Source organism: Enterobacter sp. 725m/11 (assembly GCF_011683705.1).
GTDB lineage: Bacteria > Pseudomonadota > Gammaproteobacteria > Enterobacterales > Enterobacteriaceae > Enterobacter > Enterobacter bugandensis.
The window spans coordinates 90,792-110,638 of record NZ_JAAQOK010000008.1 but is presented as its reverse complement, the minus strand read 5'-3'; the positions used below and the strand labels follow the sequence as shown (position 1 = coordinate 110,638).

The following is a 19,847-nucleotide window of genomic DNA, read 5'->3' as shown; positions in this document are numbered from 1 at the left end:
TCCGTCGTCGGCAGCGTCAGATGTGTATAAGAGACAGAATTAATATTGATTTAGTCACATCTTAATTACGCATCTTAATTTTTCCCTAAGAAATGAACGATACCTTGATATGAGTTTATGGTTCGTTGAAATAAACGAAAAAGTAATTGGTTAATATCAAGCGCGTGCCATTCTTATTGCAAGGAAATTAATGATGAGTGATTTTTTGCCTTTTTCCCGCCCGTCGATGGGTAGTGAGGAATTAGCGGCGTTGCAGGAGGTTTTAACCTCCGGCTGGATCACCACCGGGCCTAAAAATCAGGAACTTGAAGCGGCATTTTGTCAGCTGACGGGGAACCAGCACGCGATTGCCGTCAGCTCGGCGACGGCGGGCATGCACGTCACGCTGATGGCGCTGGATATTGGTCCGGGCGATGAGGTCATTACCCCCTCCCAAACCTGGGTCTCCACGCTGAATATGATCGTGCTGCTGGGCGCCACGCCGGTCATGATCGATGTGGACAAAGAGACATTGATGGTGACGCCGGAAGCGGTTGAAGCCGCCATTACCCCGCGTACCAAAGCGATTATTCCCGTGCATTACGCCGGCGCGCCGTGTGATATCGACGCCATTCATGCGGTCGGTGAGCGTCACGGTATTCCGGTGATTGAAGACGCGGCCCATGCCGCCGGAACGTACTACAAGAACCGTCACGTGGGCTGGAAAGGCACGGCGATTTTTTCCTTCCACGCCATCAAAAACATGACCTGCGCGGAAGGTGGTTTAGTCGTCACGGATAACGCCCGGCTTGCCGCGCGGATCCGCAGCCTTAAATTCCACGGCCTGGGCGTGGATGCCTATGACCGCCAGACGCACGGCCGCGCGCCGCAGGCCGAAGTGATCTCCCCGGGCTTTAAGTACAACCTCGCAGATATCAACGCCGCGCTGGCGCTGGTACAGCTGGGTAAGCTGAAAGAGGCCAACCTACGCCGCGAGGCAATCGCGCAACGCTACCTGCGCGAGCTTGCCGATACGCCGTTCCAGCCGCTGAGCATTCCGTCATGGCCACACGTTCACGCCTGGCACCTGTTTATTATTCGCGTTGATGAAGCGCGCTGCGGGATCTCACGCGACAACCTGATGGCGGCGCTGAAGGAGCAAGGCATCGGCACCGGCCTTCATTTCCGCGCGGCACACACTCAAAAATACTACCGCGAGCGTTTTCCTGATGTATCGCTTCCGAATTCGGAATGGAACAGCGCGCGTATTTGTTCTCTCCCTCTTTTCCCGGACATGACTCATGACGACACAACCCGCGTCATTACCGCGCTCCATCAGCTTGCAGGACATTGATATGTTCAGCGCACCGCCTGTACAAAAAGTTTCTGTGGTCATCCCAGTTTATAACGAGCAGGAGAGCCTGCCCGAGCTGATCCGCCGCACCACGGCCGCCTGCGATACGCTGGGTAAAGCCTATGAAATTCTGCTGGTGGACGACGGCAGCAGTGATGATTCCGCGCTGATGCTGACCGAAGCCGCCCAGGCCGAAGGCAGCCATATTGTCGCCGTGCTGCTCAACCGTAACTATGGCCAGCACTCCGCCATTATGGCCGGGTTCAGCCACGTTACGGGCGATCTGATTATCACCCTGGACGCGGATCTGCAAAACCCGCCGGAGGAGATCCCGCGCCTGGTGGCGAAAGCCGATGAAGGCTATGACGTGGTCGGCACGGTGCGTCAGAACCGCCAGGACAGCCTGTTCCGCAAGCTGGCGTCACGCACCATCAACCGCCTTATTCAGCGCACAACCGGTAAAGCAATGGGCGATTACGGCTGCATGCTGCGCGCCTACCGCCGCCATATTGTCGACGCCATGCTGCACTGCCATGAGCGCAGCACCTTTATTCCGATCCTCGCCAACACCTTTGCCCGCAAGGCAACGGAAATTCCGGTCCTGCACGCCGAGCGCGAGCACGGGGAATCGAAGTACAGCTTTATGCGTCTCATCAACCTGATGTACGACCTCGTCACCTGCCTGACCACCACGCCGCTGCGCCTGCTGAGCGTGTTCGGCAGCATCATCGCCCTGGCCGGCTTTACGCTGTCCGTCCTGCTGGTGGTGCTGAGGCTGGTCTTTGGCCCGCAGTGGGCGGCGGAAGGGGTCTTCATGCTTTTTGCCGTGCTGTTTATGTTCATCGGCGCCCAGTTCGTCGGAATGGGCCTGCTCGGTGAATACATAGGCCGTATCTATAACGATGTTCGCGCACGTCCGCGCTACTTTATTCAACGTGTTGTCCGTCAGGAACACAAAGCATCTCAAGAGGAAAACCACCCATGAAAGCCGTTGTATTTGCCTATCAAGATATGGGGTGCGCGGGCACGCTGGCCCTGCTGGAAGCGGGCTATGACATTGCTGCAATCTTTACCCATCCGGACGCGGCGGGAGAGAATCACTTCTTCGGCTCCGTGGCGCGTATCGCCGCCGAGCGCGGTATTCCGGTGTATGCTCCGGACGACGTCAACCACCCGCTGTGGGTGGATCGCATCCGCGCGCTCGCACCTGATGTCATCTTCTCGTTCTACTATCGCAACCTGATCTGCGACGAGATCTTAGGCCTGGCCGCAAAAGGGGCGTTTAACCTTCACGGCTCTCTGCTGCCCGCCTACCGTGGCCGCGCGCCGCTGAACTGGGTGCTGGTCAACGGCGAAACGGAAACGGGCGTGACGCTGCACCGCATGGTGCGCCGCGCAGATGCCGGGGCCATCGTCGCCCAGCAGCGCGTGGCAATCGACGCGGATGAAACCGCGCTTGAGCTGCATCATAAACTCTGCACCGCGGCGCAAAGTCTGCTGCGTGACGCGCTGCCAGCCATCCTCAACGGCACCTTCAGGGAGACCGAGCAGGACGAAAGCAAGGCCAGCTGCTTTGGCCGCCGCGCGCCGGAAGATGGTCGCCTGGACTGGAATAAACCCGCCCGCCAGCTGCACAACCTGGTGCGCGCCGTGACCGACCCGTGGCCGGGCGCATACAGCTTTGCGGGCGTAAGCAAATTTATCGTCTGGAAATCCCGCGTGCGTGACGATATCCCGGCCGCTAAGCCGGGCACCGTCGTCTCCGTCTCCCCGCTGATTGTGAGCTGCGGCGAGCAGGCGCTGGAGATTGTCACCGGGCAGACCGACAACGGCCTGTACGTTCAGGGCACGCAGCTGGCGCAGTCTCTGGGTCTGGTAGCCGGGGCGCTGATCACCAGCGCGCCGGTGGTTGCCATCAAGCGCCGCACGCGCGTGCTGATCCTCGGCGTGAACGGCTTTATCGGGAACCACCTGACCGAACGTCTGCTCAAAGACGATAACTACGAGATTTACGGTCTGGATATCGGCTCTGACGCCATCAGCCGTTTCCTCAACAACCCGCGCTTCCACTTTGTGGAAGGGGATATCAGCATTCACTCCGAGTGGATCGAATATCACATTAAAAAATGCGACGTGGTGCTGCCGCTGGTCGCCATCGCCACGCCAATCGAGTACACCCGTAACCCGCTGCGCGTGTTCGAGCTGGATTTCGAAGAGAACCTGAAGATCATCCGCGACTGCGTGAAATACGACAAGCGCATCATCTTCCCGTCCACCTCTGAAGTGTACGGCATGTGTACCGACAAAAACTTCGATGAGGATGCCTCCAGCCTGGTGGTCGGGCCGATCAACAAGCAGCGCTGGATCTACTCTGTCTCCAAGCAGCTGCTGGACCGCGTAATTTGGGCCTACGGCGAGAAAGAGGGTCTGCGCTTTACCCTGTTCCGTCCGTTTAACTGGATGGGTCCGCGTCTGGATAACCTGAACGCGGCGCGAATCGGCAGCTCCCGCGCGATCACTCAGCTGATCCTGAACCTGGTCGAAGGCTCGCCTATCAAGCTGATTGAAGGTGGGAGCCAGAAACGCTGCTTTACGGACATCAGCGACGGTATCGAAGCCCTGTTCCGCATCATTGAGAACAAAGATAACCGCTGCAACGGTGAGATCATTAACATCGGTAACCCGGAAAACGAGGCGAGCATTCGCGAGCTGGCAGAGATGCTGCTGGCCAGCTTTGAGCGCCACCCGCTGCGCGATCGCTTCCCGCCGTTTGCCGGTTTCCGCGAAGTGGAAAGCAGCAGCTACTACGGTAAGGGCTACCAGGACGTCGAGCACCGTAAGCCAAGCATCCGCAACGCGAAGCGCTGCCTGAACTGGACGCCGACGGTGAAGATGGAGCAGACCATTGATGAAACGCTCGACTTCTTCCTGCGCACCGTGGAGCTATCGGAACAGGCCTCATGAAAAAAGTCGGTTTACGCATTGATGTCGACACCTTCAGGGGAACGCGTGACGGCGTGCCCAGACTGCTGGAACTGCTGAGCAGGCACGGCGTGCGTGCCAGCATTTTCTTCAGCGTGGGGCCTGACAACATGGGACGCCATTTATGGCGTCTGGTTAAACCGGCATTTCTGTTCAAAATGCTGCGCTCGCGCGCGGCATCCCTCTACGGCTGGGATATTTTGCTGGCCGGCACCGCCTGGCCCGGCAGACGCATCGGCGCGGGTAATGAAGCGGTTATCCGCGCGGCGGCGCAGCAACACGAGGTCGGCCTGCATGCCTGGGATCATCACGCCTGGCAGGCGTGGGCGGGCGTCTGGGATATCCCGCGCCTGTCCCGTGAGGTCGAGCGTGGAATGCTGGAGCTTGAGGCCATCATCGGTCAGCCCGTGCGCTGCTCCGCCGTGGCGGGATGGCGTGCCGACCAGCGGGTGGTCAAAGCCAAAGAGCATTTCGCGTTTCGCTACAATAGCGACTGTCGTGGAACCGGGCCGTTTTTGCCGCTGTTGGGCGAAAATCGCTACGGTACGGTGCAGATTCCGGTCACGCTTCCTACGTGGGATGAAGTGGTGGGGCGCGAGGTGAAGGCGGAAGCATTTAATCGCTACATTCTGGACCGCATCCATCGTGACGCCGGAACGCCGGTCTATACCATCCATGCCGAAGTGGAAGGGATTGCCTGGCAGCATGATTTCGATGAACTGCTGACGATGGCCGCTCAGGAAGGCATTGCGTTCTGTCCGATGAGCGAGCTGCTGCCGGACGACCTCAGCACTCTGCCCGTGGGTAAAGTCGTCCGTAATGAACTGGCTGGCCGGGAAGGCTGGCTTGGCTATCAACAAACCGTGAGTCCGGTCCCATGAAAACAGCCCGTTATGGCGTAGCGCTTTTCGCACTGTTTATCGTTTATTACTTCATTCCGGTCGATATTCGCCTGCTGTGGCAGCCTGATGAAACGCGCTATGCGGAAATCAGCCGCGAAATGCTGGCATCGGGTGACTGGGTTGTCCCGCATTTCCTCGGGCTGCGCTACTTTGAAAAGCCGATTGCCGGCTACTGGATCAACACTATCGGACAATGGCTGTTCGGGCACACGAACTTTGCCGTACGCGCCGGGTCGATCTTCTCCACCGGGCTCGCGGCGCTGCTGGTGATCTGGATGGCCTGGCGTCTCTGGCGGGATAAGCGTACGGCCATTTTCTCCGGCCTGATCTTCCTGACCCTGTTCCTGGTGTATGGCATCGGCACCTATGCGGTGCTGGACCCCATCGTCACCCTGTGGCTGGTGGCGGCGATGTGCAGCTTCTGGCTCGCCTCACAGGCACGCACCGTGGCCGGAAAAGCGGGCGGCTATGTGCTGCTTGGGCTGGCCTGCGGGATGGGGGTGATGACCAAAGGCTTCCTGGCGCTGGCGGTACCGGTGATCGGCGTGCTGCCGTGGGTGATTGCCCAAAAGCGCTGGAAAGAGGTGCTGATTTTTGGCTGGCTCGCGGTCCTGAGCTGCGTGCTGATTGTTCTGCCGTGGGGGCTGGCCATTGCGCACCGCGAGCCTGATTTCTGGCGCTACTTCTTCTGGGTTGAGCATATTCAGCGTTTTGCCCAGAGCGACGCGCAGCATAAAGCTCCGTTCTGGTATTACCTGCCGTTCCTGCTCGCGGGCAGCCTGCCGTGGCTGGCGCTGCTGCCAGGCGCGCTGCGTCTTGGCTGGAATGACAGACAAAACGCGGGCGGCGGGTTCTACCTGCTGGGGTGGGTGGTGATGCCGCTGCTGTTTTTCAGCATCGCTAAAGGCAAGCTGCCGACCTATATCCTGCCCTGTTTTGCCCCGCTGGCTATCCTGATGGCACGCTATGCCTGCCTCGCGGCGGAAAAAGGGGCCAGAGCGTTGCGCATTAACGGCGGCATTAACCTGGCGTTTGGCGCTATCGGCGTGGTGGCGGCGCTGGCGGTCTCGCCGTGGGGGCTGGCTAAGCATCCGGTCTGGACGTCGGTCGAACTGTATAAAGTCTTCTGCGCGGTGGTGGCGTTCCTCATCTGGGGCGCGGTAGGCTGGTTTACGCTGCGGCAGAGCCAGCGGCGCTGGTGGCTGGCGGCGCTGTGTCCTGCGGGTCTGGCGTTGTTGATTGGTTTTGCCATTCCGAACCTGGTGGTGGATTCCAAACAGCCGCAGTCGCTGGTGGATACCGTGCGCGAGCCGCTTCAGGGCAGCCGCTTTGTGCTGACCAATAACGTTGGCGTGGCCGCGGGCCTGGCGTGGGAGCTGAAGCGCAGTGACATCACGCTGTTTGCTCAGAGCGGCGAGCTGCGCTACGGGCTGGATTATCCCGATGCGAAAGATCGCTTTGTCAGTGAAGACGACTTCGCGCAGTGGCTGGCAACGCATCGTAAGCAGGGAAGCGTGTCGCTGGTGATGCTGCTGTCTAAACGTGACGATATTGCAGAGGCGAATTTACCGCAGCCGGACAATCTCTATATCCAGGGGCGTCTGGCCCTGCTGGAGTATCTGCCGAAGTGATGACCTGGACCTGGCTCATACTGGCAAGCCTGCTGAGCTGCGCGGGACAGCTGTGCCAGAAACAGGCTACCCGTCCGGCGAAAGGCGGACGGCGTGGCGCGCACATCATGCGGTGGCTTGGCCTGGCGATGCTGGCGCTGGGCTGCGGAATGCTGGTCTGGCTGGTGGTGCTGCAGAGCCTGCCCGTCGGCGTAGCTTACCCTATGCTGAGCCTCAATTTTGTCTGGGTGACGCTGGCGGCGAAGGTCTTCTGGCGCGAGCACGTTGCTGTGCACCACTGGCTGGGGGTCGGGTTCATTATCATGGGGATTATCGTGCTGGGAGGAAGCCTGTGAAAGGCGCGTTCTGGGCGTTATGCAGCGTACTGTTAGTCAGCGCCGCACAGCTGTTGCTGCGCGATGCCATGCAGGCTCTGCCGCCGGTCAGCGATTTTCTGATGTTTATCTCCGCGCTGTGGCACGTTTCGTCCGGCACGGGCGCGCTGGTGCTGGGGTTAACGGGATACGTTGCCTCCATGGGCTGCTGGTATCTGGCGCTGCATCGCATGGCGCTCAGCAAAGCGTATGCCTTGCTGAGCCTCAGCTATATCCTGGTGTGGGGCGCGGCAATCCTGCTGCCCGGCTGGGGGGAGCACTTCTCCTGGCATGGGCTGCTGGGCGTCGCGTTGATTATGCTGGGTGTACTGGTGATTTTCCTGCCCCGACGTGAATAATCGACTCGGTGGTCAGGGTGTAAGGGGTCGAGGTACAGACGGCAAGGCTCAGAGAACCGAGCTGCAGCTGGCTGACCGAGTGCGACTGCGCCGTGCTGTCGATGCTGACAATCTGCCAGGCGCTGCCGCCGCGCTGTTTCACAATCGCTTCTTTGCGCGTCCAGATACGCCAGAAGGCAGAAAGCTGTTCCTCGGGCGCTTCACGCTCCAGCTCGTCATGCTCTGTCAGGCTGAAAACGGCGTTGGCCAGCGCCTGCCAGTTCTTGCGGGGGCGAATCACTTCGATATCGCAGCCCACTTCGCCTTCATCGCTCATCAGCAGGGCGATATCATCACCGCTATGGCTCAGGTTGAACCACAGCGGATCCCCCTTCGCAAATGCCGGCTTCCCCTGCTCGCCGTAAATGATGTCGGGGAGCGGGTGAGGGGATAATGTTCTGGCGAGCAGCGTCCGGCCAGCCAGCCAGGAGGCCTGTCGTGCACCCTGAGGTGCCTTATCTGCAAGCGTTGACGCCAGCGGGTCCGCGCAAAGGGTGGAAATTTTTCCCAGTACAAACCGGTACATAGTTACGCCCAGCGTTTAATGATAATCGAGGTATTGATGCCGCCAAACGCGAAGTTATTGCTCTGCAGATACTCGCAGTCAATCTGACGGGCTTCTCCCATAATATAATCTAAAGCCCCGCATTGCTCATCCGGCTGCGTTAAATTGAGCGTCGGGGCAAACCAGCCTTCGCGCATCATCTGCAGGCTCATCCACGTTTCCAGCGCGCCGCAGGCCCCCAGCGTGTGGCCAAAATAGCTCTTCAGCGAGGAAACCGGCACGCTGTCACCGTAGATGGCGGCCGTGGCCTGGCTTTCGGCGATATCGCCGCGGTCGGTGGCGGTACCGTGCGCGGAGATATACCCCATATCCCGGGCGCTTAACCCCGCCATCGCCAGCGACTGCTCCATGCAAATCTGCATGGTGTCACGCTGCGGCTGGGTGATATGGGCCGCGTCACAGTTGGTGGCAAAGCCCACGATCTCACCGTAGATGGTGGCCCCGCGCGCTCTGGCGTGCTCAAGCTCCTCCAGAATCAGGGTGCCTGCGCCTTCCCCAATCACCAGACCATCGCGCTGCGTATCGAACGGCGAGGGGGTGGTTTTGGGTTCGTCGTTGCGCTGGCTGGTGGCAAACAGCGTGTCAAACACCGCCGCTTCAGACGGACAAAGCTCTTCCGCGCCCCCCGCGACCATCACGGTCTGATACCCGTGGCGAATTGCCTCCCAGGCGTAGCCAATCGCCTGGCTGCCGGAGGTACAGGCGCTCGACGTTGGGATCACGCGGCCACGTAGTCCAAAGAACAGGCCGGTATTCACCGCGGTGGTGTGCGGCATCATCTGGACGTAGGTTGTCCCGGTGATGTTATTGGTGTGCTTTTCGGTAAGCATGGTCGCGAATTCGCTGACCGGGCCGGTGCTGCCTGTCGAAGAACCGTAGGCGATGCCGGTTTGCCCGTTGGTAAGCACCGCTTCGCCAATCAGCCCCGCCTGCTCCAGCGCCAGCTCTGTGGCGCGGGTAGACATCAGCGACACGCGGCCCATGGCGCGAATACGCTTGCGGGTATAGTGTTCCGGCAGCGCGAAATCGTCGATCGGCGCGCCCAGCAGGGTGTGCAGGCCATCATAAACCTGCCATTCCGGCATTTTACGCACGGCGTTTTCATACGCCAGCAGTCGGCTGGAAACGGACTGCCAGTTCTCGCCAAAGGCGGTGACGCCGCCCATGCCCGTAATCACCACGCGACGCGTCATAGCATTCCTCCGTTAATCGAAATGACCTGGCGGGTGACGTAGCCCGCGATATCCGACATCAGATAGCTTGCCAGCCCGGCGACCTCCTCTGCCTGGCCCATGCGTTTCATTGGGATGATGGACATCGCTTCCTTCAGCGCGGCCTCCTCCATTTCAATCATGCCGGTATCAATCAGCCCTGGCGCAATGCAGTTCACGGTGATTTTGCGTTTTGCCAGCTCGATCGCCAGCGCTTTGGTGGCGCCGATAATGCCCGCTTTGGCCGCGCTGTAGTTCACCTGGCCGCGGTTGCCCATCACGCCGGAGACGGAGGATAAGGTAATAATGCGCCCGCCCTGACGGGTGCCGATCATGGGCATAATGCAGGGGTGTATGACGTTATAAAAACTGTCGAGATTGGTGTGGATCACGCTGTCCCAGTCGTCTTCACTCAGTGCCGGAAAAGCGCCATCGCGGGTAATTCCGGCGTTGCTGATCACGCCATACCATGCGCCATGGGCATCAATTTCCTGCTCAAGCACTTCACGGCACTGCTCGCGGTTGCCAACGTCAAACGAGAGTAAACGGCCGCTGCCGCCCGCCTGCGTGATGGCGTCCAGCGTCTCCTGCGCGCCTGCGGCATCACGATGGTAATGCACGCCGACGGTGAACCCGTCAGCGGCAAGCTGGCGGGCGATGGCGCGACCAATGCCTTTGCTGGCCCCTGTGACCAGTACGGAACGACTCATGCGTGGGATCCCTGATTAAAAAGCGATGTTAATTCTTCTGCAGTCGGCTGGAAGGTATTGACCCGGCCCGTGGCCAGCGTCTCTTCACCTGCGCAAATCGTGCATTCAAAACTGCCGAAGCGTTCGTCCTGCATCAGCAGCTTAACGGTAATGTCCAGCGTTAAGCCTTTGGCGAAACGCCCGCTGGCGCAGACCAGCTCGCGCGCGCCGAGCACCATGCCCAGCGCGATATGTTCCTGCCCCTGCTGCTGACGATGCCAGCCCGACCAGACGCCAACGGTCTGCGCCATTAGCTCGAGCGCGTACCAGCCCGGCAGGTCGCCATCGGCATTGAGAAACGGCGCCAGCACGCTTTGCCTGTCAACCGCTACGCGGCAGACCGCCATGTCATCCGTCACATTTTCAACGGACCCCAGCAGCATCATGGGCGCATCGTGCGGCAAATAGGCTTCGGGTGATAGATAGCTCATGACGTTCTCCCCAGCAGAATGCTGGCGTTATTGCCGCCAAACGCGAACGAGTTAGACAAAATCACCGGCTTTTTCAGGGCGGTGCGCTGGTGCAGCAGGCCGCACGGCGCCAGCGTCTCGTCCGGAGCGTAGCGGGAAAAATCCTGCGGCGGCAAGGGCAGATCGCGCGTCAGGATAAGCCAGCTCAAAGCCGCTTCGGTAATGCCGGCAGCGCCCAGCGTGTGGCCGGTAAGGTGTTTGGTTGAACTGCACGGCACGCTTTCCCCGAAGAGATCGTGAACCACCTGTGATTCAATCTGATCGTTGAGCGGCGTGGCCGTGCCGTGCAGGTTGATGTAACCGATGTCGTCCGGCTGCATGCCCGCTTCGCTGAGCGCCTGAGTGATAGCCCTTATCGCCCCGTCGCCCTGCGGATGCGGGGCGGAAATATGGTACGCATCGCTGGATTCGCCCGTGCCGAGCAGCGCCACGTCCGCGGGTTCCCGGCTTAATACCATCAACGCCGCCGCTTCACCGATGGTGATCCCCCGGCGGTCCCGACCAAACGGCTCGCAGAGCGTGGGGGAGAAGGATTCAAGACTGTTAAAGCCGTTCACGGGCATCCGGCTCAGGGTGTCTGCTCCGCCGACAATGGCGATATCTACCAGCCCGGCTTCGATCAGGCGTTTGCCGCCGATCATCGCCCGCGCGCTGGAGGAGCAGGCGGTGGAGATCGTATAGGCCGGGCCTTCAAGCTGCAGCCAGTTGGCGAGAAAGCGGGACGGATCGCCCAGCTCCTGCTGCGGATACTGCCAGCGCGTGCTGGTCTCGCCGTCGGTCATGAGACGTACGTGCTCATCGCCTTCATCCAGCCCGGAGGTGCTGGTTCCCAGCACCACGGCCACCCGGTCGCGACCAACGCGGGCGATGGCCTCGTCAACGGTGGGCTGAATCTGCGCCAGCGCGGCCAGCAGCAGCTGGTTGTTGCGGGTGCGGTGTGCAGAGAAGGTGTCCGGGATGAGCGGCAGTTCGCCTTCCACACCGCCCAGTACCGCTTCGGGCATTCCCTGCAGCCAGCCGGTCCGGGCGTGCATGCCCGGCGCCACGCCCGCAGCCAGGTTGGCGGCAATTTCATCAGGCGAGTTGCCCAGCGCGTTAACCATGCCAACAGCGGATATATAAATCATCTCAGTCACCCAGATATTGAATGGTGATGTGGTATTTGAATACGTGTTGCTCGATGCTGATCGGCTCGCGCTTGCCTTTGCGCTGGAGGTAGACAATCTCCGTCACCAGCTTGCCGCTGGCGTTGCGCAGCTCGCGCCGATCGCCATTGTCCGTTAACGTCCAGCCCTTCGGCAACTGCGGCTGCCAGGCGCTAATCGGCCAGTGGCTGAGCATCACGTCGGCCAGCACCTGGCTGGCGGGCGGCAGCTGCGGCACGACGATCGACTGCTCGGTATGAATACCGCTCTCGTCGTACGTTGCCAGGAACAGGCGAATGCCCACGGAAGAGAGGCCGGCCAGCGTGACCTTATGCGCATCCGCGTTGAGCATCACCAGCAGGGACTGCGTTTGCCCGTTAAAGCTGCCGGTCAGCAGCTGCTGGGAGCTTACCGCCGGGCTGATGCCGGGCGGCGGCAGAGTGACTTTGGTGCCAGGCTGAAGCCAGGCCTGAGGCCGCGTCTCTTTGGTATCGGTCGAATGGCTGCAGCCTGCCAGCAGCAGCGCCGCGGCCAGCGCGACGGCGCGATAAACAGCGTTCATTTACGTTTTCTCTCTTTCTTATCCGGCATCGCCAGCGGTGCCAGCAGGAAGGCGGTGAAAATACCGCTCACCAGCACAATACCAAAGCTGCTGATAGCCTGGGTGGCGCTGAAGACGAGCATGCCCAGCGTCAGCAGGGTGGTCATCATGGCCAGGGTAATCGCCAGCATCGAAGTCAGCGGCGTACCGCGCGGGTTGCTGAAGAACAGCGTGTAGTTAATGCCAATGCCGAGCACCAGTACCAGCGCCAGCAGTGAAAACAGATTTACCGGGTGGCCCGTTGCGGCCAGGACCGCCAGGCCGCAACTCAGCGACAGTACGGACGGCACCAGGCTTATCAACCCTTTGCGCCAGCCGAGGCGCAGCATCGCCCCGCAGGCAATCACCGCCAGCGCCGCAAACAGTAGCCCCGTCAGCAGCGTGCGGTAGAGGGCAAACAGGCTGTCAAAGCTGGCCTTGCGGTCCACCCAGACGACGCCGTCATAGCGCGCGGCCAGCTCACCGAGCGCCGCGCTGTTTTTTGCACCGTCCACCGGCACGAGCACGCCGCTTTCCCCCCCCGGCAGGGTCAGCCAGAGCAGACGCCAGCCCTCGCTGGCCGGACTTTCAAGCCACGCGTCCACGCTGACCGGCATGGCGTCCAGATTGGGGGAAACGGCGTTGAGCCCTGCGCTTTTCAGCACGTTCGTCACCGCAGGCGCGGCGTCCCGCAGTAGCGCAAGGTCGCTTTTCTGGCGGGCCAGCGAGTTCAGCGGCAGGGTGCGCCAGCGGGTGAGATCCCCCGCCTTTTGCGCCTCGGCCAGCGCGGGAGTAAAGGCTTCCAGCCGCTCCAGCGTTTGCTGGGGCGAAGCGCCATGTACCACAAACCATTTCTGATCGACGCTTTGGCCGGTCAGGGCGGTAATGGTTTTCTCCTGCGCCAGAATATCTTTCGGCAGCGCCTGCAGTTGGGCGATGTCGTCGTCCACCTTCAGGGTGCTCATTCCCACGGCGGAGAGCAGCGCCAGCGCGACGGGCAGACCAACGGACAGTTTTTTACTGCGTCGCCAGGCGGCCAGCCAGCGCAACATCAGGACCATAAAGGGAACCGGGCGCACCGGCAAACCCCGGCACAGCCACGGATGCCAGAAAATCACCGTCAGGCAGGAGGCGCTCAGCCCCGTCGCGGCAAATACCGCCATCTGGCGGATCCCGGGGAAGGGGGCCAGCATCATAATCAGGTAGGCGGCGACGGTCGTCAGCAGCGCCAGCAGCAGCGCATTGCGCACTTTGGCCAGGCTTTGCCAGGGGGAGTGATCCGCGCCGTGTACCATCCGTTCGGTCAGGTAGTAAAGCGTATAGTCGGCCGAAATACCGATGATGCTCATGCTCATCACCAGCGTCATCAGGTGTAGTTCGCCAAAGAGCAGCAGCGTCACCGCCGTGCCCGCCAGCGCGCCGATGGCAATGGAGAGCACGCTCAGCAGCAGCGGGCGCAGAGAGCGGAACACCGCCACGATCAGCAGAAACACCCCAAGCAGGGTGGCGATGCCCAGCGTTGAGACGTCGCGTTTGGCCTGCTGGCTGGCATAATCGCTGTAGAACACCGTCCCGCGCGAAAGCAGCTGCGCCTGCGGGTAACGCGCTTTCAGCGTCTGTTGCAGCGCATTAAGCGTCGTCACGAGCCGGTGGGTCTGCTGCATATCAAATGACGAGCCCGCCAGTTCGCCGTGCAGCAGATACCAGTAGTTACCCGCTTCATCTTGTGTGACCAGCCAGCCGTCCATCAGCCGCAGCTTCTGGCCGTTTTGCGCCAGGGCAAGCTGCGAGCCGCGCATCAGCATCAGCGGATCGTTTTGCAGCTCTTTGCCGCTGACGCCGGAGAAGGCGGAGTAGAGCTGGGATAAAATCCACTGCGCCTGCGCTTCTCCGCCGTTTTGCAGGCGGGCGCGGGTGGCCGGATCAATCAGCCCGTTGCGGTGCTGCCAGAAGAACTCTCCCCAGGCCTTTTGCCCGGCGGCGTCCATCGGGCCTTTGACCTCGCGGAGCGCGTCGCTGCTGTGCAGTAGTTCAAGCCACTGCTGCGCCACGCGCGGATCGGGTTCTTTGCCGGGGCTGACCAGCCAGACCAGCTGGCGGTCGAGACGCTGCATAAACCCGTCGTTGAGCGCCGGAGGGATCGCCCCCAGCGTCTGCTTCGGCAGCATGGCCAGCACGCTGCTGTTCAGCCGCGCGCCGGGCAGCAGCGACAGCAGCACGCCCAGCATAACCAGACATACCGTGGCCCACAGCAGCGCCGGGCGCAGGGATTTACGGTGCGGCAAAGCGTTGGCGTTCGTCATCGGTCAGGCTGGCGGGCGTCAGTTGGTGGTTTGAAAGGGCGATATCGGTACGGTCGCCCTGCCTGTCGTTCAGGCGGATCGTCTCAAGATAGGTCGCGCCGCCCAGATCGAGGGTGGCGAAAATCTTGTCCAGCGGCGTCGTTTTTGGGGTAAGCACCAGCGACCAGCGGCCCGCGCCCAGGTCTTTAAAATCGATGCGGAAGTTCTCTTCCAGCACCTTGCGGTCGGCCTGGAACAGGGCCCGCAGCAGGTGGTTGAACTGGAACATCTGCGGATTATTGTCGGCGGTGATGGTCTGCGGCGGCTGGCCGTTGATCGCCTGAACCATCCGCTTGTCGTCCAGCAGCAGCGTCATCGGAAACGGCGCTTTTTGATCCCACAGCAGGCCGCTGTCGCGGGCGATCAGCATCTCGCCCTGCGAGCGCAGCGGCTGTGGCATATCTTTTATTGTGCGGACCTGTTCGAAGTGCGCGCGCACCACGGGCTGCTCGGTGAAGCGCTGCTGCAGTTCATCCAGCGTCACGGCGCTGACCAGCGGGCTGACGATCAGCATCAGCAAAGGCAACCATTTCATGGCGTGACTCCCATACGTTCAAACAGTACTGCCGGACTGACAAAGCACATTTCGCGGGTGGCTTCTTCCACCGCCACCTGGATGGTGTATCCGGTGGTGGTGCGTTTGCCGGTTTGCGCATCGAAAATTTGATAGGCAATGCGCAGGCGGTTTTCATACTCTTCAATCTGCGCGCGAACGCGAATGCGCTGCTCAAAGGTCACCGCATCGCGGTATTTCACCCGCGTGTCGACAACGGGCCAGACGTAGCCGGAGGCTTTCATCTGGCGATAGCCATAGTCAAACTGATTGAGCAGCGCCTCGCGGGCGATCTCAAAGTAGCGGAAATAGTTGCCGTGCCAGACCACGCCCATCATATCGACGTCGTGGAACGGAACGGTGATCTCAACTTCAGTCGTAAAGCGGGGATCGGTCAGCACCCTTTACTCCTTCTCTCGGGACTCTGGCAGATGCCAGAAATCGAAAAAATTAAACCAGTCGAGCGGCGACATCAGGGCGTAATGCTCCAGCCGCTGCGCGTAGCGATCGACGGTAGCCTGCAGCGCCTGCTGGCGTTCCCCGCGCGGCAGGATCAGCGGGTCGGCAAACGGCTCGCTGTGCAGGACGAGCTTACCCTGCTGGCGCAGGGCGAAAATCAACACCACCGGACAGCGCAGGATGGAGGCCAGGATAAACGGCCCCTGCGGGAACGGTGCGGGCTGGCCCATGAACGGGCTCCAGATCACCCGCCACTCGCCGCCACGCTGCGGGTTGACGGCGATGCGATCGCCCACGATCGCGACCCATTCTCCGCGCTCAAGCTTCTCTTTGATGGCAATGGCGGTGTCCGGGCCGATGTCGGTGACCGACATCAAATTCACGCCGGCCTGGGGCGCCATTTCGCTCATAATTTGCTTAAAACGCCGGGCGTTCTCGCTGAAGACCAGGGCGTTGATGGTTTTGCTGCCGTCCAGCTGGGCCAGCGCCCGGCAGGCTTCTACGTCGCCAAGATGCGAGGCCAGCAGCAGCTTGCCCTGCGGCGCCGCGATATTAAGCGTTTCGCTCGCGCCGGGAGCAAAGACCACGTCGCGCTTAAACTTCAGCTCGCCGCGCCAGCTGGCGACTTTGTCCAGCATCGCGTTGCCGAAGCGCATGAAATGGAAAAAGCTGTTGAGCCGTTCTGGAACAGGCATGTTCCGCTGCATCAGCACCTGCTTCACGCGTGCAATCCACTGCCGCGAAGCCTGCCGCGCCGGACGCGCGATCAGCCAGTAGACGCCGATAACCGGCCACAGCAGCACGGTAAACGCCCGCCGCCCCAGCAGCTGCCAGACACGCAGCATCAGGCGCATGCCCCACAGGCCTTTAACCTCGTCCTGCTGCGCCCAGTGCTGGCCGCGTCGACGGAAGAGCAGGCCGGGAATGCGGGGCAGCATGCCGAAGAACAGCCGGGTATGCATCAGGGAGATCCGCACGTTATCTTTCAACGCGTCGAAGTGGGACAACCCGTCCTGCGGATAGGTCACGCGGGTGGGCAGAAAGACGCTGGTGTTGCCCTGCCAGTAGAGACGGACCATTACTTCGGTGTCAAAGTCCATCCGTTTACCGAGCGTTTCACGCGCGGCGAGCCGCAGCGTGGGCGAGACCGGGTAGACCCGAAAGCCGCACATACTGTCTTTAAGCTGCAGGGATAAGGTCTCAATCCATACCCAGACGTGGGTGACCCAGCGCCCGTAGAGCCGCGAGCGCGGGATGGAATCATCATAAACAGGCTGGCCGGAAATCAGCGCGTCCGGGTGGCGCTCCGCCAGCGCCAGCATTTTGGGAATATCTTCGATGGCGTGCTGGCCGTCCGCGTCCACCTGCAGGGCGTGGGTATAGCCCGCACGCGCGCACTCCTCCAGCCCCCTGATGACCGCGGCACCTTTGCCGGCGTTTTGCGCCAGACGGACCAGCGTCATCTGCGGCTGCTCCGCCGCCAGCCGCTCAAGCTCCTGGCGGGTGGCGGCGGAGCTGCCGTCATCCACCACCAGGCACGGCAGGCCAAACGGCGAGAGGCGCGACAGCACGCTGGCCATCGTGGCGCCGTGGTTGTAGCACGGGATCAGCACGCAGGGGCGGAAGGTTACTGACATAGACGAATTTTCCCGCTGCTGGCGGTATGGCGTTCAGCCCCGTCATGACGCAGGTAGCTGAAGGTCAGCAGTTTGCGCCCGGCATGCCACTCAAGCACCAGCGTCACCGTGGTTTCCGGCAGCAGAGGCGCCTGGAACTTCACGTTTTGAATGCTGTGAAAGCGGTAGCCCGGTGCCAGTAAGGTCGTTGCGTAGTGCATCACCCAGTCAAGCTGCGCAACGCCGGGCAGCAGCGGCTGTACGGCAAAATGGCCCTGAAACCAGAACAGAGAGGCGTCGAGATGCAACACGATCTCCAGCTTCTCCGGCTGTGCCTGATGGCGCTCGATTTCATGAATTTTCATGAAATAACTCCTCTAACTGCGCATAGACACGCTTGTTCATACTGTTTACCGGCATCTCATCGACAATGCGCCAGTAGCGTGGAACGGCGACCGGCTCAAGCCACGGCAGCAGGGCGCGTCGCCAGGCGAACTCCTGCGCTTTTTTATCCTGCAGATGCCAGCGCTGACGAACCGCCTCATCCAGCACCAGCAGGACGCCAATCCCCTGACGGCCCCCGCGCGTAACCGGCAGCGCAGCCGCCTCGCAAACGCCGTCGAGCTCCAGCAGGCGACGCTCAATCTCGTTAAGCGAGATGCGCTTTTCTTCAATTTTGACCACCCGCCCGCGACGACCGGCGATGCTAAACAGCCCCTCACTGTCGAAGTGGAGGATATCGTCCAGCTGGAGTCCTTCAGCCTCATGGATAAGCGGCGAAGTGACGCGGCAGGCGTCATCTTCCTGATGGAAGTTTACGCCGGGGAAGGGTAGCCACGGCAGGTTATCTTCCACGCGATGGCGCCAGGCGAGGATCCCGGTTTCGGTGCTGCCATAAATTTCGTCCGGCCAGATGTTAAGCCAGCCAACCGTGGTGGAGACGTCACGCCAGGGCAGCATTCCGCCCGCGGAAATCAGCATCCTGACGGGCGGCGCGGCCAGTTCGGTATCCAGGCGCTTCAGGAACGCCGGGCTGCTGATGAACAGGTAATGCCGGTCATGCGGAAGGGCGGCCAGCTGCTCTGCGTAGTAGAGCATCGCGGCATGCAGCGGCAGGCCCATCGCCATCGGCAGTACGATGCGAAATGTCAGGCCATAGAGATGTTGCGGGACGACGGAGGCCACAACGCTACAGCCAGCCAGGCGTTCGCCGAAGCGGTCAGCCAGCAGGCGGGCTTCGCGATCCAGGCTGACGATGTGCTTAACCACCCGGCGCGGCGTTCCCGTGGAGCCGGAGGTGAACAGCTCGACGAAGCGGTTTTCGTTAATCTCCGGCAGGGGGACCCAGCGGGCGATCGTCTGGTGGCGGGAGGCTACCACAATCAGCTGCCCGTCAATATCGAGGGACCGATCGCTCAGGACGCCGCTAAACAGCGGCTGCTGCTCCTCAAGCAGCGAAACGCGGCTATGGCCGGGAATGACCGGCGTTTTACCGGCATGCAGCGAGGCCAGCAGCGCAACGATAAACAGGTAGCTGTTTTCAAAGCACAGCGCCCAGCGCTCGCCTTCCTGCTGACGCAGGGTGTCGACCAGTAACGTCACGTCGTGGCGCAGCTGGCCCAGCGTCCAGGTACGATCGTCGAGCCAGGCGACGGGCGTGTCGTCAGGGCGGGGCGCGTTTAACCACTGGCCCAGCGGAAGGGGGTTATTCATTGTGCATCTCTTTTTTTATCACCCGCTGGCGCACCAGCCACTCTGCCGCCATCAGCGTCCCCATCAGGATGTAAGCCACCATACCGTTCCACAGCGTCCACAGATGCATGTCGCCGTGCAGGACGGTATACAGCGCCATCGCCCCGTTGCCGATGAAAAATCCGCACCAGACGAGGGTCACCCTGCGGGTATAGCGCACGCCCTCCGGCGGCAAATTGGGCTCTCGCAGGCGAGCCAGGCGTTCGACCAGCGGCATCGCTGTCCAGAGCGAACCGCCGAACACGGCGAGCATCACAAGATTAACGACCACAGGGTAAAACAGCAGCCACTGGTGGGTTTTCAGCAGGTAGCTTGCCGCGCAGAGCGCGATCCCCGCCAGCGCCACGCACTGCACCACATACCGCATCGGGCCGGTGTTACGCCGCGCCTGACGCAGCCGCAGCAGCAACAGCAGCGCCATCACGGGCAGCAGCCACGGCAGGCTGTTATGCGTCAGCCCAAATCCAATCAGGAAGGGCCACGCCAGCAGCATCAGCCCCGTCAGAAGTGGGATGACCGGGAACGTCCGTCCACCACGCACGGTGTCTTACTCTTCGCGCAGCAGCTGTTCGACGGCGTCTACCACATCCTGAACGGTACGAACCGATTTGAAGGTTTCCGGCTTGATTTTCTTACCGGTTTTCTTCTGCAGATGGACAATCATGTCCACCGCGTCAATGCTGTCCAGCTCCAGGTCTTCGTAAAGACGGGCTTCGGGCGTAATGTCCTGCGGGTCGATTTCAAAGAGTTTGGTCAGAAGGCCGCAGACTTCCTGATAAATGGTTTCTTGTTCGGTCATAGTTCAC

Annotated in this window: 21 protein-coding genes; 7 read left to right on the top strand and 14 right to left on the bottom strand. The window is 61.1% G+C overall.

The window, feature by feature from the left end:
- The first annotated feature begins 193 nt into the window (after positions 1 to 193).
- Genes arnB through arnF form a run of 7 tightly spaced genes read left to right on the top strand, consistent with a single transcriptional unit; the run spans position 194 to position 7,560 of the window.
- Complete coding sequence (gene arnB / locus HBA26_RS05395; protein WP_126345970.1) at positions 194 to 1,333, top strand: UDP-4-amino-4-deoxy-L-arabinose aminotransferase; 1,140 nt, start codon at positions 194 to 196, stop codon at positions 1,331 to 1,333.
- Position 1,334: 1 nt separating this feature from the next.
- Entirely contained in the window at positions 1,335 to 2,318 is a 984-nt protein-coding gene (gene arnC / locus HBA26_RS05390) for an undecaprenyl-phosphate 4-deoxy-4-formamido-L-arabinose transferase (RefSeq protein WP_041911876.1), read from the top strand.
- Entirely contained in the window at positions 2,315 to 4,297 is a 1,983-nt protein-coding gene (gene arnA / locus HBA26_RS05385; RefSeq protein ID WP_126345953.1) for a bifunctional UDP-4-amino-4-deoxy-L-arabinose formyltransferase/UDP-glucuronic acid oxidase ArnA, read from the top strand. The genes arnC and arnA overlap by 4 nt, the downstream gene beginning before the upstream one ends.
- The gene (gene arnD / locus HBA26_RS05380) at positions 4,294 to 5,196 is read left to right on the top strand and encodes a 4-deoxy-4-formamido-L-arabinose-phosphoundecaprenol deformylase (protein WP_045259391.1); all 903 of its coding nucleotides are present in this window, start codon (positions 4,294 to 4,296) and stop codon (positions 5,194 to 5,196) included. The genes arnA and arnD overlap by 4 nt, the downstream gene beginning before the upstream one ends.
- A complete protein-coding gene (arnT, locus tag HBA26_RS05375; protein ID WP_045631454.1) occupies positions 5,193 to 6,848 on the top strand; it encodes a lipid IV(A) 4-amino-4-deoxy-L-arabinosyltransferase in 1,656 nt (551 codons plus the stop codon). Before arnD ends, arnT begins: the two co-directional genes overlap by 4 nt.
- Complete coding sequence (gene arnE / locus HBA26_RS05370) at positions 6,848 to 7,183, top strand: 4-amino-4-deoxy-L-arabinose-phosphoundecaprenol flippase subunit ArnE (protein ID WP_045259389.1); 336 nt, start codon at positions 6,848 to 6,850, stop codon at positions 7,181 to 7,183. The genes arnT and arnE overlap by 1 nt, the downstream gene beginning before the upstream one ends.
- Entirely contained in the window at positions 7,180 to 7,560 is a 381-nt protein-coding gene (gene arnF, locus HBA26_RS05365; RefSeq protein WP_126345952.1) for a 4-amino-4-deoxy-L-arabinose-phosphoundecaprenol flippase subunit ArnF, read from the top strand. Before arnE ends, arnF begins: the two co-directional genes overlap by 4 nt.
- Here the strand turns inward: arnF and acpT are convergent.
- From acpT to HBA26_RS05295, 14 genes are read right to left on the bottom strand one after another with little or no spacing between them, the layout of a single operon-like run.
- On the bottom strand, positions 7,517 to 8,125 hold the full coding sequence (acpT, locus tag HBA26_RS05360) for a 4'-phosphopantetheinyl transferase AcpT (protein ID WP_028014714.1): 609 nt from the start codon (positions 8,123 to 8,125) through the stop codon (positions 7,517 to 7,519). The genes arnF and acpT overlap by 44 nt on opposite strands.
- Positions 8,126 to 8,127: 2 nt before the next feature.
- Entirely contained in the window at positions 8,128 to 9,357 is a 1,230-nt protein-coding gene (locus HBA26_RS05355) for a beta-ketoacyl-ACP synthase (RefSeq protein WP_166720817.1), read from the bottom strand.
- A complete protein-coding gene (locus tag HBA26_RS05350; protein ID WP_100171198.1) occupies positions 9,354 to 10,085 on the bottom strand; it encodes a 3-ketoacyl-ACP reductase FabG2 in 732 nt (243 codons plus the stop codon). Before HBA26_RS05350 ends, HBA26_RS05355 begins: the two co-directional genes overlap by 4 nt.
- Positions 10,082 to 10,555 (bottom strand): 3-hydroxy-fatty acyl-ACP dehydratase, encoded by a 474-nt coding sequence (locus tag HBA26_RS05345; protein ID WP_045259387.1) that lies wholly within the window; start codon positions 10,553 to 10,555, stop codon positions 10,082 to 10,084. Before HBA26_RS05345 ends, HBA26_RS05350 begins: the two co-directional genes overlap by 4 nt.
- Complete coding sequence (locus HBA26_RS05340; protein WP_126345951.1) at positions 10,552 to 11,721, bottom strand: beta-ketoacyl-[acyl-carrier-protein] synthase family protein; 1,170 nt, start codon at positions 11,719 to 11,721, stop codon at positions 10,552 to 10,554. The genes HBA26_RS05345 and HBA26_RS05340 overlap by 4 nt, the downstream gene beginning before the upstream one ends.
- A gap of 1 nt (position 11,722) precedes the next feature.
- Positions 11,723 to 12,301 carry a DUF3261 domain-containing protein gene (locus HBA26_RS05335; protein ID WP_028014709.1) on the bottom strand — a complete coding sequence of 193 codons (579 nt, stop codon included), beginning with the start codon at positions 12,299 to 12,301 and terminating at the stop codon, positions 11,723 to 11,725.
- Entirely contained in the window at positions 12,298 to 14,622 is a 2,325-nt protein-coding gene (locus tag HBA26_RS05330) for an MMPL family transporter (RefSeq protein ID WP_126345950.1), read from the bottom strand. Before HBA26_RS05330 ends, HBA26_RS05335 begins: the two co-directional genes overlap by 4 nt.
- The gene (locus tag HBA26_RS05325) at positions 14,591 to 15,196 is read right to left on the bottom strand and encodes an outer membrane lipoprotein carrier protein LolA (RefSeq protein ID WP_126345949.1); all 606 of its coding nucleotides are present in this window, start codon (positions 15,194 to 15,196) and stop codon (positions 14,591 to 14,593) included. The genes HBA26_RS05330 and HBA26_RS05325 overlap by 32 nt, the downstream gene beginning before the upstream one ends.
- Positions 15,193 to 15,615 (bottom strand): thioesterase family protein, encoded by a 423-nt coding sequence (locus HBA26_RS05320; protein WP_028014706.1) that lies wholly within the window; start codon positions 15,613 to 15,615, stop codon positions 15,193 to 15,195. The genes HBA26_RS05325 and HBA26_RS05320 overlap by 4 nt, the downstream gene beginning before the upstream one ends.
- A 3-nt stretch (positions 15,616 to 15,618) precedes the next feature.
- The gene (locus tag HBA26_RS05315) at positions 15,619 to 17,310 is read right to left on the bottom strand and encodes a glycosyltransferase family 2 protein (RefSeq protein WP_126345948.1); all 1,692 of its coding nucleotides are present in this window, start codon (positions 17,308 to 17,310) and stop codon (positions 15,619 to 15,621) included.
- Positions 17,301 to 17,654: a hydroxymyristoyl-ACP dehydratase gene (locus HBA26_RS05310; protein WP_028014704.1), complete on the bottom strand. Its 354-nt coding sequence runs from the start codon at positions 17,652 to 17,654 to the stop codon at positions 17,301 to 17,303. Before HBA26_RS05310 ends, HBA26_RS05315 begins: the two co-directional genes overlap by 10 nt.
- Positions 17,641 to 19,002 carry an acyl-CoA synthetase gene (locus HBA26_RS05305; RefSeq protein ID WP_059355347.1) on the bottom strand — a complete coding sequence of 454 codons (1,362 nt, stop codon included), beginning with the start codon at positions 19,000 to 19,002 and terminating at the stop codon, positions 17,641 to 17,643. Before HBA26_RS05305 ends, HBA26_RS05310 begins: the two co-directional genes overlap by 14 nt.
- Positions 18,995 to 19,582, bottom strand: a complete 588-nt coding sequence (locus HBA26_RS05300; RefSeq protein ID WP_045259379.1) for a hypothetical protein — start codon at positions 19,580 to 19,582, stop codon at positions 18,995 to 18,997. Before HBA26_RS05300 ends, HBA26_RS05305 begins: the two co-directional genes overlap by 8 nt.
- A gap of 6 nt (positions 19,583 to 19,588) precedes the next feature.
- Positions 19,589 to 19,840 carry an acyl carrier protein gene (locus tag HBA26_RS05295; protein ID WP_024908875.1) on the bottom strand — a complete coding sequence of 84 codons (252 nt, stop codon included), beginning with the start codon at positions 19,838 to 19,840 and terminating at the stop codon, positions 19,589 to 19,591.
- Positions 19,841 to 19,847: the final 7 nt, after the last annotated feature.